This window comes from Geomonas sp. Red32 (assembly GCF_023652955.1).
In the GTDB taxonomy this organism is placed as follows: Bacteria; Desulfobacterota; Desulfuromonadia; order Geobacterales; family Geobacteraceae; genus Geomonas.
Genome location: NZ_JAKLOY010000011.1, coordinates 24,695 through 38,479, shown reverse-complemented (window position 1 = coordinate 38,479; position 13,785 = coordinate 24,695). Strand labels below are relative to the sequence as shown.

Here is a 13,785-nt window from a genome sequence, read left to right as displayed (position 1 = left end):
GCCGGACCTTCCGGTTTGTTTGAGCTTGCCAAGTAATGACGACCAGATTGTCATGGCGCGTTACCGGGTAGCTGCCGGTTTCTGTTGTCTCTCATTCATCCTCCTTGACGATGATCGATCCGGCTGTGGCTATAACACAATCCGCCATCCCGGTTCAAACCTTAATACGGTGCCCAAAGATATCTATTCCATCTTTTCCTAAAGTCTACGGGAGTCGTCAAAGAGAGAAAGGGTTGGCCGGAGATGAGTCTTGAGCGGCAGGAACTTACCAGTGGCGTATTTGTGCTTGCCTTTAAAGCGCAAGCTTACTATTTTGGCGGGATGATTATGACGGGAACGACGGTAAATGCGGCCGCGATTGTCTGCGGGAGTCTGGTGGGCGTGAAGGGGGGGCACCTCCTTTCGGAAAAGGTGCGCGGCACCATCATGGCCGGTCTCGGGCTGGCCGTGCTGCTGATCGGGGCGCAGCTGGCGCTCAAGAGCAGCCAGGTGATGATCGTCATCGGCAGCCTGATCGGCGGCGGGATCATCGGCGAGCTGCTGGGGATCGAGGCGCGCCTGGAGGCGATCGGCGAACTCCTCGGCCGCCGTTTCAAAGGGAGCGGCAAGGTGGCAGAAGGCTTCGTCACCGCGACCCTTCTCTACTGCGTCGGTGCCATGGCCATCATGGGCTCCCTGCAGGATGGCCTCGGCGGCCGTCCCGAGATCCTCTACGCCAAGGCCGCCCTCGACGGCATCGCCTCTGTGGCGCTCGCCTCCACCCTCGGCATCGGCGTCCTCTTCTCGGCCTTACCGCTCTTCGCCTACCAAGGGGGCATCACCCTCTGCGCCACCGCCGCGCAGCAGATCCTGACCCCGCCGGTGGTGCAGGAGATGAATGCGGTGGGAGGCCTCCTCATCGTTGCCATCGCCCTCGACATGCTCGGGATCAAAAGGCTCCCGGTCGGCAACCTCCTCCCCGCCGTCTTCCTCGCTCCTCCCCTGATGATGATCTTCGCCTCCCACTGAATGAGAGACAGATTATGATTTCCTGCGACTTCTCCCCGGATATCTGGTAGCCAAACAAAAAAAGCCCCCGTCTCCGGGGGCGTCCAATGTTTACCTTCTCATGGCCTTGTCGCTGTGAAAATGGCTCTCAGCGGGGCGGGGTGACCTTCGATCGTCCTCTCCGCACAATCCGGGTCGAGAAAATCCGCCAGCGATTCGAACTGCATCCACTCCGTCGAGCGCTGCTCGTCGCGGCTGGTACGGTTGCTGTCGACGCAGGCGATGTTGGTGAACCCGCAGCGTTCAAGCCACAAGGTCATGGCGGCGATTGACGGCAGGAACCAGACGTTGCGCATCTTTGCGTAACGCCCCTCCGGCATGAAGACCGTCTCCCGATCCCCTTCCACAATCAGCGTCTCCAGGATCAACTCTCCCCCCGGCCGCAGACAACCCTTCAGCTCGTAAAGATGGTCCAGCGGGGACCGGCGATGGTAGAGAACGCCCATGGAGAAGACGCTGTCGAAGCAGGCGAGGCCGGCGGGGAGATCTTCGATCCCTATCGGTATGACGTGATGCTGGGGATCGCGAAGGTAGCGCTGCATCACCAGGAACTGCTGCACCGAAAGGAGGAAGGGCTCGATGCCGAGGACGAACTCGGCGCCCGCGCCCCGCATCCGCCAGCCGTGATAGCCGTTGCCGCATCCGACGTCGAGGACTTTTCGCCCGGTGAGCGGCTGGATGTGCGGCAAAACGCGCTCCCACTTCCAGTCCGACCGCCACTCGGTATCGATCTCGATGCCGAAGAAGTTGTAGGGGCCTTTGCGCCAAGGGAGAAACGCCTTGAGCTTTGCGATCAGCCCGTCGCGGTCGATGCCGCCCAGATCGGCGGCCGAGCCGATGGTAACGCCGTCCCGCAGTTCGATGCGGGACGGGCGGATCTCCGGCAGCGACTCAAGGGCCGAGAGCCATCCCGCCAGCTTCCCGTGACGGTCGAGGAGCAGTCTCTCCGGCAGGGCCGCTTGCAGTTGCTCCGCCCAACGCTCCTGGCCCATGGCGGCCAGTTGTGGATAGAGGCTATCGTAGAAGCTCATTTGATGGCGACCAGGGAGGCGAAATTGAAGCACTGGAACCAGACTTCGGAAAAGGAGAAGCCTGCGGCCTTAAGCCGCTCGTGATGGCAGGAGAGGGGCTCGGGGATCATCACGTTCTCCAGCGCCGACCGCTTCTGGCTGATCTCGAGATCGCTGTAGCCGTTGGCCCGTTTGAAGTCGTGATGGAGCTCCACATGGAACTCTTGCCGCCCCTCGTCCTGGAAGGCGATCTTTTCGGAGAGGATGAGGATTCCCCCCGGCCTGAGCCCGGTGTAGATCCGCCGGATCAGCGCCAGCCGCTCAGCGGGAGGGATGAACTGCAGGGTGAAGTTGAGGACCACCACCGAGGCGTTCTCGATGGCGACGTCCTGTATGTCCGCACAGACCAGCGTGACGGGAACGGTCGGCACCGTGTCGCGGGCCAAAATCTCGCGGCAACGCTCGACCATCGCCGGGGAGTTATCGACCGCGACGATATCGCACTCCGGCTGGGTGATCCGCTGGCGCATGGAGAGGGTAGCTGCACCCAGCGAGCAGCCGAGATCGTAGCAGCGGCTCTTCGGTTGAGCGTACCTTGCGGCGACAATGCCGATATTGGCAATGATCATCCCGTACCCGGGGACCGAGCGCTGTATCATGTCGGGAAAGACCGCCGCCACCCGTTCGTCGAACTGAAAATCGACCATCTCCTGAAGTGGTGCGGCATAAATCGAATCTGTCTTCTTGGCCACTGTCTTTCGGTCCACCTTCATCCTCTGCTTTCTTCCTGGTCCAGCTTGCCGCTACCAATGCATGCCTAAAATAGATAAACCCGCAAAATGCGGGTTATTGGGATTCTGCAAGAGTGGGGTTTAAATGGCGGAAGCACATGGGAATCGAACCCACCCGGGAGGCTTCTCACCCCCCACACTGGTTTTGAAGACCAGGCCGCCCACCAGCGACGGACGTGCTTCCGTTTTGTTCATGAACTTTTAGATGATGGCGCCGGGATAGTCAACTGGAATTCCGCCGCCGGCCCTCGCCCCCCCCTTTTCCGGCCGCTTTGTCGCGCTCTCTCACTCAAGGCAACCGGGGGGATTGGAATAGCGGGAGAGAGGATCGGGCAAGGATTGGAAAATGTCTGGAAAAGTGCGTAAAAAGCGGGGATAGTCGCCGGGGGCGGCCTTGACAAGGGAGCCTCTTTTCCTGTATATCTTTGCAGTCGAACCACCAGTCTCAAAGGGGGATCAATGATTCTGCTAGGCAACATTCTGTACGCCCTGGCAAAGATAGTCGAGCTGGCAAGCGGACTCCTTACCGTCTATAAGTACATCCTTTTGGCCAGCGTGGTGATCTCCTGGATCAGCGCCGATCCCTACAATCCCATCGTCAACTTCATCTACCGCGCCACCGAGCCCGTCCTCCGCAAGGTCCGCCGCTACATGCCGGACACCGGGGCGATCGACTTTTCTCCGCTGGTGGTGTTCGCCCTCATCTACCTGGTGCAGATCGTCGTCTTCGATACCGCCTTTTCCTACCTCATGATGTACGCATCCCAGCTTAAAGGTGGTCTATGAAGATCAGTCCGATGGACATCCAGCAGCAGCAGTTCAAGGGGAAGATGATCGGCGGCCTTGACCCCGACGAGGTCGACGCCTTCCTCCAGGCGGTGGCCTCCGAGATGGAAGGGCTCATCCGCGAGAACAACGAGCTCAAGGAGCGCTTAAACCGCCACACGGCCACCATGAGCGAGCTGCAGGCGCGCGAGTCGCAGCTGCGGGAGACCATGCTGGCCGCCCAGAAGATCACCGAGGAGATGAAGGCCAACTCCCAGAAGGAGGCGCAGCTCCTTCTCTCCGAGGCGGAGCTCAAAGGGGAGCGGATCGTGGCGGATGCCGAGAAGAAGGTGATCGAGCTCTCCAACCAGATCCAGGATCTGAAGAGGGACAAGGTGCGCTTCGAGGCGGGCTTCAAGCACCTGCTCGATACCTACTACAAGATGCTTTCGGTCACCGATGAGTGAGGAACTCCGGATGACCCTGGATGCGGACGCCGTGGTCTTCACCGTCCACGTCCAGCCCCGTGCCTCGCGCTGCGAGATCTGCGGTGTCAAGGAAGGGGAGCTGAGGCTCAGGCTTACCTCCCCCCCGGTGGACGACGCCGCCAACAAGCAGTGCGTGGAGCTTCTAGCCAAGACCCTCGGGGTCGCCAAGTCCAGGGTCACCATCAAGTCGGGCGCCAAGTCCCGGCACAAGGTCGTCAGGGTAGAGGGGGTGGACAAGGATCACCTCCTCTCCTTATTAACTCAATAGAGAGGATCTAATGAAGGCAAGAGACATAATGGTGACCGATGTCCCTGCGATCTCGGTGCGCACCACGGTGGCGGAAGCGTCCCGCATGATGAAGGCGAATTTCGGCGACGAGAGTTTCATGAACGCCGCGCCGGGACTCATCGTGCTCAACGAGCGGGGCGGCTTGGCTGGCATTCTTACCCCCCTGAGCATCATCACCGCGCTCATGGAGGGGGTCAAGACCCCGGGCATCGACGAGCCGTTTTTCGCCTCCCTCTGCCAGCGGATCAAGGACCTCCCTATCTCCGAAATCATGGAGCACCAGCCGATCTCGGTCACCCCGGACGCCAACATCACCGACATAGCCGACCTCTTCATCAAGCACCGCTTCCAGCGCGTGCCGGTGGTGGAAGGGAAGAAGGTGATCGGCATCATCTACCGCTCGCGGCTTCTCTTCGCCATGACCAAAAGCCTGGAGTTCGCCCCCGCCCCTTGACAAGGCCGGAGGGGCTCCTTATAGTACCCTTACTCCAGACTCGCCTTCTCATGAGTTACGTAATACCAGGAGGAAGAACAAGCAATGCCACTTTACGAGTATCAGTGCAAAAGCTGCAACAACACCTTCGAACTCCGTCAGAAATTCTCCGATGCGCCGGCCTCTGTCTGCCCCTCGTGTGGTGGCGAGGTCGAGAAGCTGATCTCCCAGTCCGGATTCGCCCTCAAGGGGGGCGGCTGGTATGGCGACGGCTACAGCGGCGGCTCCCAGCAGTCTCCCCCGTCCTGCCCGTCGGGCGGCGGTTGCGCAGGGTGCCCCTCGGCCGCCTAAACGACTCCGAGACCCCCGGCAACGGGGGTCTTTTTTTTTAATCGTTTCGGCAAAGCGCTTTACAAACTCCCTGTTCTTACTTATTATTTCTCAATTAAAACCACACCAGTGACCATACATTAAAGTCTTCAGCCGGGAAAACCCCGGCAGCTCCCTCCCCCCGGCCGGCCGGGTCTATCCCGGCTTACTCATGAGGATGGTGGCGGACCGCCTTTTGGGACCCTTTTCCTGGGGCCTCAGGGCGAACTGTTGGCGTCGCAGGAAAGGAAGATGCAATGGCAACGATTATCGATGGGAAGGCCATCGCGGCGAAGATCCGCGGTGAAATCGCGGCGGAAACCGCACGTCTGAAGGAAAAAGGGGTGACCCCCGGCCTGGCGGTCGTGCTGGTGGGGGAGGACCCGGCCAGCAAGGTGTACGTTTCCATGAAGGAGAAGGCCTGCGCCGACGTCGGCATCTTCTCCGACGAATACAAGCTCCCGGTGGAGACCGGCGAGGCGGAGCTCCTCGCCCTGATCGAGAAGCTCAACGCCGACGACAAGATCGACGGTATCCTCGTGCAGCTTCCGCTCCCCAAGCAGATCAACACCGACAAGATCCTGGAGGCCATCTCCCCGGCAAAGGACGCCGACGGCTTCCATCCGTACAACGTCGGCCGCCTGGTGATCGGCAAGCCGACCTTCCAGCCCTGCACCCCCTACGGCGTCATGGTGATGCTCAAGGAGGCGGGGGTCGATCTCTCCGGTAAGGAAGTCGTGGTGGTCGGGCGCTCCAACATCGTCGGCAAGCCGGTCGCCTTCATGTGCCTGCAGCAAAATGCCACCGTCACCCTTTGCCACTCGAAGACCCGCGACTTGGCCGGCAAGGTGGCCCAGGCCGACGTGGTTATCGCCGCCGTCGGGGTTCCCGAGATGATCAAGGGCTCCTGGATCAAGGAAGGGGCGGTGGTCATCGATGTCGGCGTGAACCGGGTGGGGGAGAAGAAGCTCGTGGGCGACGTGGAGTACGCCGCCGCGGCCGAGCGCGCTTCCGCCATTACCCCGGTCCCCGGCGGGGTCGGGCCGATGACCATCACCATGCTTCTCTACAACACCCTGGAGTCTGCCAAGCGCAGGGTGAAGTAGCCGGGGTTCGGGGGACGGGAGACCGGGGCCCGGAGCGGCAAGGGCGGGAAGGGCGGCAAGATGATGCTTCGAAGTCGGATGGAATGAGGACAGCCTGAATCGGGGAGGTCTACCATGCGCGTCAAGAAGGCAGTCTTTCCGGTAGCCGGCCTGGGGACCCGCTTTCTCCCGGCCACCAAATCGACCCCTAAAGAAATGCTCCCCCTGATCGACAAGCCGCTCGTCCAGTACGTGGTCGAGGAGGCGGTCGCCTCGGGGATCGAGCAGATCCTGTTCGTCACCGGGCGCGGCAAGAGGGCCATCGAGGATCACTTCGACATCGCCTTCGAGCTGGAATCGATGCTCTATGACAAGGGAAAAGACCTGGAGCTTCACCAGGTGCGGGAACTCGCGGAGATGGCCAACATCTTCTTCGTCCGCCAGAAGGAGGCCCTCGGGCTTGGCCACGCGATCCTCTGCGCCAAGGAGTTCGTCGGCGACGACCCCTTCGCGGTGCTGCTGGGGGACGACATCATCGACGCCGAGGAGCCCTGCCTCGCCCAGCTTTTGGAGGTCTACGAGAGTTACCGTGCCCCGGTGGTGGCCCTGAAACGGGTCCCCATGGAGAGCATCTCCGCCTACGGCTGCGTCAGGGCGGAGCACCTCGGGGGGCGTGCCTGGGAGGTGCGGGACCTGGTGGAGAAGCCACGCCGTGAGGAGGCGCCTTCCGACCTCGCCATCATCGGCCGCTACATCCTCACCCCCGGTATCTTCCCGATCCTCGAGGTGCAGGAGCCGGGGAGAGGGGGAGAGATCCAGCTGACCGACGCCCTCAAGAAGCTCGGGAGCAGCGAGTCAATCTACGGCTGCCAGTTCGACGGGGACCATCACGATTGTGGCGATAAACTGGGATTTCTGAAGGCCACGGTGGACATGGCCCTGAAGAGGGAGGAGTTCAACGGCGCCCTGGAGAGCTACCTCAGGAGCCGGTTGGGGTGTTAGCGGAGCCGCCCGCCACCGTTGCCGTAATGGAAGAAGGCGATGACCTTGAAGGTGTCGCTGGTGTACCCGCGGGGGAAGGAGCCGATGGGGCCGATCTCCTTGAGGGTGCGCAGAACCTCGCTGTCCAGAATTTTGCTCCCCGAGCTCTCCAAGATGTCCACCTGCACAACCTCTCCGCTCCGGTTGAAGGTGATCCTCACCGGGGTTGTCCCCTCGATCCCACGCTCCAAAGCCTCGCGCGGATAGCGCCAGACACCGTACACCGCCGTCTCCAGCCTTCTCAGGAAGGAGCCGAAGCGGATGTCGTCGCTGTTGAGGAACCGGGTCTCGTCGTCGATCTCGTTGGCGTACTTCCGGCGGTAGGCCTCCTCCAGTTTGGCCAGCCGGGTAGGGCTCGGGAAGAGCGGGCTCCCCTTGGGGCCGGAGCTGTCGGAACTTTTGGGCTTGAAGATCCCTTCCCCCCTGACTGCGGGCGGGGCCGGGCTCCTCGGAATCTGGGCCGTCTCGCTCTTGGCGGCGGGAGCCGGCTGCGGCTGCTGCCTGATCGGGAAGGGGGAGGGGGACGGCTTGAGCGCCGCCACCGGCGGCGCGGGGCGCACTGCCCGGGGCTTCGGTGGGGCCGGGCGCTGGGGGGCTGGTGGCGGGGTGGCCGGCCGCTGGTCGCGGACCGTTTCCCGCGGGGAGATCTCGTCCCCCTTGGTGTGGGGCTTATCCATCTTGGGAAGGGGGAGGTCGGTGAGGTCCACCATGGTCGGCTGCTCGGGAGGCTTCGGTTTACCCTCGGGAATCATCCTGACGAGCTGGAAGATGGCCAGATGGAGCAGGACCGATAAGGCCACCAGGTAGAGAAAAGTTTTTTCGATGTATCTGTTGGACATGAAGCTCCACCCGGCGACGGGTGCGTGATGTGAAATACCGGATAATATTAGAGGTCCGGCCTGCAAAAAGCAACTTCGATTTGTCTTCGAAATAAGGAAGTTTTGTGGACGGCCGCCACCCGGCTGCCCCCCCAATCTTCCGTCCTTTGACTTACGTCAACATATTTGCCGGTACTTCAGGTAGCCTGAAGTCATCAACATTACCCGAGGTTTTCCCATGCTGGTAGTCGTGTGCGTCAAGCAGGTTCCCGATACCACCCAGGTCCAGATCGACCCGGTCACCAACACTCTCATCCGTGAAGGGGTTCCCTTCATCGTCAACCCGTACGACACCCACGCGGTGGAGGAAGGGCTGAGGCTCAAGGACCGTTTCGGCTTCAAGGTGGTGGCCCTCTCCATGGGCCCCCCCAACGCCGAGGCCACCCTGAGAAAGGCGCTCTCCCTGGGCGTCGACCGCGCCATCCTCCTTTCCGACCGCGCCTTCGGCGGTGCCGACACCCTCGCCACCAGCAAGGTCCTCTCTGCCGCCATCGCGCGGCTGGCCAAGGACGAGGAGGTCGGGGTGGTGATCTGCGGCAAGCAGACCATCGACGGCGACACCGCCCAGGTGGGGCCCGGCATCGCCACCCGCCTTCACTGCTCCCAGCTCACCCTGGTGGACCGGGTGGAGGATCTCGACCCCTCCGTCAGGAAGATCCGGGTCAGGAGGAAGCTGGAAGGGAGGCACGAGGAGGTGGAGGCGCCGCTTCCGGTGCTCCTCACCGTGGTCCGCGAGCTCAACCGCCCCCGCTACCCGAGCGTCCCCATGCGGCTTGCCTCCGAGGAGGCGGCCGTCGAGGTCTGGGACAACAAGGTGCTCGAGCTCGATCCCAATGGGATCGGTCTCAAGGGGTCCCCGACCTGGGTGAGCCGGATCTTCTCTCCGGAGCGCGCCAAGGGCGAGATCCTGGGCGACGGCGCCCGCGACCCTGAAGCAGCGGCTGAGATCCTCATCTCCAAGATGCTGGAAAAAGACCTGTTGGCACTGTAACCACCGTACCGGTGAAAGGATAGGTGAAAGGATGACTGAAGCCGTCAAGCCGCCCAAGAAGCCGCGCGGCAAGGCCTCCCTGCTGGAGGGGAAATGCATCGCCTGTGGCGCCCGCTGCCAGAGCGTTTGCCCGGTAGATGCCATAATCATGAATGAAGCCGGCGAGCCGATCGTCGACACCTCCAAGTGCATCGGCTGCGTGAAGTGCGTGAAGGTCTGCCCCGTGCAGGCCCTCGAGATGGCCTTCACCGCCGAGGAGAAGCGGATCCTGGAGGAGCTTGCCAAGTCTTCGGCCGGGGCCGCCGTGGAAGCGGCCGAGGAGGATCCCGAAGAGGCCGCCCTGAGGAAAAGACTCTCCGTCTACCGCGGCGTCTGGGTCTTCGTCGAGCAGACCCGCGGCGAGGCCGCCAAGGTCTCGTGGGAGCTTTTGGGGAAAGGGAAGGAGCTGGCCGAGGCACGCGACTGCGAGCTGGCCGCCGTGGTGATGGGGGAGAACGTCGAAGAGCTCTGCCGCCAGGCGATCGGCTACGGGGCCAAAAAGGTCTACCTGATGGACGGGGCCGTGCTTCGCGATTACCGCACCGAGGCGTACTCCCGCAGTGTCTGCAAGCTGGTCGAGAAGTACAAGCCGGAGGTGATCCTGATGGGGGCCACCGGCCTCGGGCGCGATCTCGCGGGGGTGGTGGCGACCGAGCTCTCCACCGGCCTCACCGCCGACTGCACCGGGCTCTCCATCGACACCAAGGGGAACCTGATGCAGACCCGTCCGGCCTTCGGCGGGAACATCATGGCCACCATCATCTGCGACAAGTACCGCCCGCAGATGGCGACCGTGCGCCCGCACGTGATGCCGATGCCCGACTTCGACGCCTCCCTCACCGGCGAGATCGTCCGGGAGCAGGCTGCGGTGACCGAGGACGATATCCCGGTCAAGGTGCTCAAGGTGATGATGGATGGAGGCTCCAGCGACGTCGATATCGCCGGTGCCGAATTCATCGTCTCCGGCGGCCGCGGCATGATGGCCAAGGAGAACTTCTCCATGCTGCAGGATCTCGCCAGCGTCTTGGGAGGCGTGGTGGGCGCCTCGCGAAGCGCGGTGGACGCCGGGTGGATGCCCCCCGACCGCCAGGTGGGGCAGACCGGCAAGACGGTGCGCCCCAAGGTCTACATCGCCTGCGGCATTTCCGGTGCCATCCAGCACCTGGTCGGGATGCAGGATTCCGACGTCGTCATCGCCATCAACCGCGACCCCGAGGCGCCGATCTTCCAGGTGGCCACCTACGGCATCGTGGGTGACATCTTCAAGATCATTCCGGCCCTGACCGAAAAGCTCAAAGCGCTCAAGGCGTCGCGCTCCCGGTAAATAGTTTTCCCTTTCCCCCTCCCCTGGAGGGATGGGGTGAGGGGGTGGGGGAAGCATCCACGGAAGTGCCGGACGCCGGCCATCCTCCCACCTTGGCCCTCCCCCTCCAGCGGTGGGGAGTAGAAGGAAATAAAAAAGCTTCCCTTGAAGGAATACAGGATAATCCACGAGGAAACCTTATGATTCCGCATTACACACTCTTTACCCCGCTTCTCATCGCTTCGCTGGCCTTTTTCGGCTGGAGCGTCTACCGGCGCTTCTCGCTTTTGGCCCTGGGGCAGCCCGAACAGCGGCTTGACCGCCCCTTCGACCGCCTGAAGGAGATGCTCCTCTACGCCTTCGCCCAGATGCGGGTCGTCAAGAAGCCGTTCGGCTTCAACCACCTGGTCATTTTCTGGTCGTTCCTGATCCTGATGCTGGCCAACGGCGAGTTCATGGTGAGCGGGGTGATCCCTTCGCTGAACTTTGGGCTTTTGCCGGAAGGGGTTCACCGCGCGCTTCTCCTCGCCTTCGACATCGTCTCCCTTCTGACCCTGGTGGCCATCGCCGTCTCGGTCGGCCGCAGGCTCTTTGTCAGGCCTTCCTACCTGGATACCGCCTACGTCAAGGGGATAAGCGCGGACGCCTTCCTCATCCTTTCCTTCATCGCGCTCCTGATGGTCGCCTACTTCGGTATGCATGGCGGACTGATCGCCCAGGGGAACGATCCGGCCGCTGCCGCCATGCCGGTCTCGAGTTTCGTGGCGGGGATGCTCCCGAGCGATCCCGCCACCCTTTCCGCGATCTTTGGCTTCTTCTGGTGGCTCCATGCGCTGGTCCTTTTGGCCTTCCTCTGCTTCCTGCCGCACTCGAAGCACATGCACATCCTGACCGCCATCCCCAACTGCTACCTGGCGAGCCTGGAGTGGCCGAACACCCAGCCGCGCGAGAAGTTCGCCAAGGGGGAAGTCTACGGGGTAGGGCGGGTGGACCGCTTCAGCTGGAAGGATCTCCTCGACACCTACAGCTGCACCGAGTGCGGGCGCTGCCAGGCCGCCTGCCCGGCCACCGCTACCGGCAAGCCCTTGAACCCGCGCCAGATCGTACACGCCATCAAGACCAACCTCCTGGAAAACGGTCTCGCCATCAAGGAGGGTAAGGCACCTACCGTCCCGCTGATCGGCCCGGAAGGGGAGGGGACCAATACCGAGGACGCCATCTGGTCCTGCACCACCTGCGGCGCCTGCCTCCAGGCCTGCCCGGTGCTGATCGAGCAGATGCCGAAGATCATCAAGATGCGCCGCCACCTGGTGGAGAACGAGGCCCGCTTCCCCGAAGAGCTCCTGAACCTCTTCGAGAACATGGAGCAGCGCTCCAACCCCTGGGGGATCGCCCCGGCCGAGCGGAGCAAGTGGGTCTCCACCATGCAGGTCAAGACCTTCGAAAAGGGGGAGACCGAATACCTCCTCTACGTTGGCTGCGCTGGCTCCTTCGACTCCCGCGCCAAGCAGGTCACCGTGGCGCTGGCCACCGTACTGAACGCGGCCGGGGTCTCCTGGGGGATCCTCGGCAAGGACGAGAAGTGCTGCGGGGACAGCCTCCGCAGGCTCGGCAACGAGTACCTCTTCGACAAGATGGCCCGCGAAAACGTGGAGCTTTTCCGCGAGCGCGGGGTCACCAAGGTGATCACCCTCTGTCCGCACTGCCTGACCACCCTGAAAAACGACTACCGCCAGTTCGGCCTGGAACTGGAAGTGGTTCACCAGAGCGAGCTGGTAGCGAAGCTTTTGGCCGACGGCAAGCTGAACCTCCCCCGCAAGGAGCTCGGGCTCGGCAAGATCTCCTACCACGACCCCTGCTACCTCGGCAGGCACAACGGGATCTACGACGCACCCCGCGAGGTGGTCGCCAAGGCTACCGGGAGCGCCGTGCAGGAACTCCCTCGCCACCGGGAGAACTCCTTCTGCTGCGGCGCCGGCGGCGGCCGGATGTGGATGGAGGAGTTCACCGGCGAGCGCGTCAACCATGCCCGCGTCGAAGAGGCGCTGGCCGAAAACCCCGATACCATCTGTGTTGCCTGCCCCTACTGCATGACCATGATGGAGGACGGCTTGAAGGACAAGGGGGCCGGACAGGTCCGGGTGAGGGACGTGGTCGAGGTGGTCGCGGAAGGACTCCGCCCGCTTTGAGATTCCCCTTTACGAACATCCTGAAGACGGTGGCGGCCACAGCATCCTTGCTGGTGGCCGTTGCCGTTTTTCCCGCCGGGGCGATGGGCGACGGAGGGATCACCGTGGCGGCGGTGGGGGACATCATGATGGGAAGCGATTACCCGTCACCCGACCTTCCCCGTAACGGCGGCAAATGGCTCTTCACCGAGGCCGCCCCCTTCTTCAAAAAGGCCGACATCTCCATGGGGAACCTGGAGGGGCCGCTCACAACGGAGGACGAGCCTGCCAAGGACACCTCCACCGGACGCAGCTACCTCTTCCGGACTCCCCCCTCCTTCGCCGCCAACCTCAAGGCCGCCGGTATTACCATGGTTTCCCTGGCCAACAACCACGCCAAGGATTTCGGGAGGGCCGGGAGCCTCTCCACCAAGAGGGCCCTCCGCGAGGCCGGTGTCGCCTTCTCCAGCAAGAGCGGGGAGGTGGCGGAATTCACCGTCCGCGGCCTTCGGGTAGGCATCGTCTCCCTCTCGTTCGGCTCCCCCCCGCGTTCCATCATTTACCGGCAGCAGGCGCTGGACGAGATCGCAACCCTGGTCCGCCGCTACGATGTCCTGATCCTCTCCGTTCACAACGGTGCCGAGGGGCGGGCGGCCATGCATGTGTCCCGGGGGATGGAGTACTTCATGAACGAGCCGCGCGGGGACCTGATCCGTTTCGCCCACGACGCCATCGACCGCGGGGTTGCCCTGGTCGTCGGGCACGGACCCCACGTCCCGCGCGCCCTGGAGCTCTACCGGGGGAGACTCATTGCTTACAGTTTGGGCAACTTTGCCACCTTTAGCGGCGTCAACGTCGCCGGGGAGAACGGGTATGCTCCGCTGCTTTCCGTAGAGCTGGCGGCGGACGGCTCGTTCAAGGGGGGAGAGATCCACTCCTTTCTCCAGCGGCGAAAGACCGGCCCCCATCTCGACCCGAAGCAGCGGGCCCTGCGGCTGATGAAGAGGCTGACCGCAGAAGATTTCCCTGACGGCAAACTGGATTTCCTGGATTCCGGCGAGCTGCGGCCCCGGTGAGTTAACTAGAGC

15 protein-coding genes and 1 tRNA gene are annotated in these 13,785 nt (G+C 62.8%); 12 read left to right on the top strand and 4 right to left on the bottom strand.

The window, feature by feature from the left end; all coding sequences use genetic code 11:
- Window positions 1-327: 327 nt before the first annotated feature.
- Window positions 328-1,008: a DUF554 domain-containing protein gene (locus L4X63_RS21370; protein ID WP_250680696.1), complete on the top strand. Its 681-nt coding sequence runs from the start codon at window positions 328-330 to the stop codon at window positions 1,006-1,008.
- A 98-nt stretch (window positions 1,009-1,106) separates the two neighbouring features.
- Here L4X63_RS21370 and cmoB read toward each other — a convergent pair whose 3' ends face one another.
- From cmoB to L4X63_RS21355, 3 genes are all read right to left on the bottom strand, one after another.
- Window positions 1,107-2,078 (bottom strand): tRNA 5-methoxyuridine(34)/uridine 5-oxyacetic acid(34) synthase CmoB, encoded by a 972-nt coding sequence (gene cmoB, locus L4X63_RS21365; protein ID WP_250680695.1) that lies wholly within the window; start codon window positions 2,076-2,078, stop codon window positions 1,107-1,109.
- Window positions 2,075-2,809, bottom strand: a complete 735-nt coding sequence (cmoA, locus tag L4X63_RS21360) for a carboxy-S-adenosyl-L-methionine synthase CmoA (protein ID WP_250680800.1) — start codon at window positions 2,807-2,809, stop codon at window positions 2,075-2,077. The genes cmoB and cmoA overlap by 4 nt, the downstream gene beginning before the upstream one ends.
- A gap of 125 nt (window positions 2,810-2,934) precedes the next feature.
- Window positions 2,935-3,032 (bottom strand) — tRNA-Sec (locus L4X63_RS21355).
- Between the two features lie 275 nt (window positions 3,033-3,307).
- Between L4X63_RS21355 and L4X63_RS21350 the strand changes: the two genes are divergently transcribed.
- From L4X63_RS21350 to galU, 7 genes are all read left to right on the top strand, one after another.
- Entirely contained in the window at window positions 3,308-3,634 is a 327-nt protein-coding gene (locus L4X63_RS21350) for a YggT family protein (protein ID WP_250680694.1), read from the top strand.
- On the top strand, window positions 3,631-4,080 hold the full coding sequence (locus L4X63_RS21345) for a DivIVA domain-containing protein (protein ID WP_250680693.1): 450 nt from the start codon (window positions 3,631-3,633) through the stop codon (window positions 4,078-4,080). The genes L4X63_RS21350 and L4X63_RS21345 overlap by 4 nt, the downstream gene beginning before the upstream one ends.
- Window positions 4,073-4,369 carry a DUF167 domain-containing protein gene (locus L4X63_RS21340; protein ID WP_250680692.1) on the top strand — a complete coding sequence of 99 codons (297 nt, stop codon included), beginning with the start codon at window positions 4,073-4,075 and terminating at the stop codon, window positions 4,367-4,369. Before L4X63_RS21345 ends, L4X63_RS21340 begins: the two co-directional genes overlap by 8 nt.
- A 28-nt stretch (window positions 4,370-4,397) precedes the next feature.
- Entirely contained in the window at window positions 4,398-4,844 is a 447-nt protein-coding gene (locus tag L4X63_RS21335) for a CBS domain-containing protein (protein ID WP_250680691.1), read from the top strand.
- Window positions 4,845-4,928: 84 nt separating this feature from the next.
- Window positions 4,929-5,174, top strand: a complete 246-nt coding sequence (locus tag L4X63_RS21330; protein ID WP_250680690.1) for an FmdB family zinc ribbon protein — start codon at window positions 4,929-4,931, stop codon at window positions 5,172-5,174.
- A 275-nt stretch (window positions 5,175-5,449) separates the two neighbouring features.
- Window positions 5,450-6,298, top strand: a complete 849-nt coding sequence (gene folD, locus L4X63_RS21325) for a bifunctional methylenetetrahydrofolate dehydrogenase/methenyltetrahydrofolate cyclohydrolase FolD (protein ID WP_250680689.1) — start codon at window positions 5,450-5,452, stop codon at window positions 6,296-6,298.
- 114 nt (window positions 6,299-6,412) lie between these two features.
- A complete protein-coding gene (gene galU / locus L4X63_RS21320; RefSeq protein ID WP_250680688.1) occupies window positions 6,413-7,279 on the top strand; it encodes a UTP--glucose-1-phosphate uridylyltransferase GalU in 867 nt (288 codons plus the stop codon).
- Here galU and L4X63_RS21315 read toward each other — a convergent pair.
- Window positions 7,276-8,157: an energy transducer TonB gene (locus L4X63_RS21315; RefSeq protein WP_250680687.1), complete on the bottom strand. Its 882-nt coding sequence runs from the start codon at window positions 8,155-8,157 to the stop codon at window positions 7,276-7,278. The two genes, galU and L4X63_RS21315, sit on opposite strands and share 4 nt — an antisense overlap.
- A 217-nt stretch (window positions 8,158-8,374) precedes the next feature.
- On the opposite strand from L4X63_RS21315, the gene L4X63_RS21310 reads away from it, so the two are divergent.
- The 4 genes from L4X63_RS21310 (at window position 8,375) to L4X63_RS21295 (ending at window position 13,773) form a co-directional block, all read left to right on the top strand.
- Window positions 8,375-9,187 (top strand): electron transfer flavoprotein subunit beta/FixA family protein, encoded by an 813-nt coding sequence (locus L4X63_RS21310; RefSeq protein WP_250680686.1) that lies wholly within the window; start codon window positions 8,375-8,377, stop codon window positions 9,185-9,187.
- Window positions 9,188-9,218: 31 nt separating this feature from the next.
- Window positions 9,219-10,550 (top strand): electron transfer flavoprotein subunit alpha, encoded by a 1,332-nt coding sequence (locus L4X63_RS21305; RefSeq protein WP_250680685.1) that lies wholly within the window; start codon window positions 9,219-9,221, stop codon window positions 10,548-10,550.
- Window positions 10,551-10,729: 179 nt separating this feature from the next.
- Window positions 10,730-12,718, top strand: coding sequence for a (Fe-S)-binding protein (locus tag L4X63_RS21300; protein WP_250680684.1), 1,989 nt, complete (start codon window positions 10,730-10,732; stop codon window positions 12,716-12,718).
- Window positions 12,715-13,773 (top strand): CapA family protein, encoded by a 1,059-nt coding sequence (locus tag L4X63_RS21295; protein WP_250680683.1) that lies wholly within the window; start codon window positions 12,715-12,717, stop codon window positions 13,771-13,773. The genes L4X63_RS21300 and L4X63_RS21295 overlap by 4 nt, the downstream gene beginning before the upstream one ends.
- Window positions 13,774-13,785 lie beyond the last annotated feature (12 nt).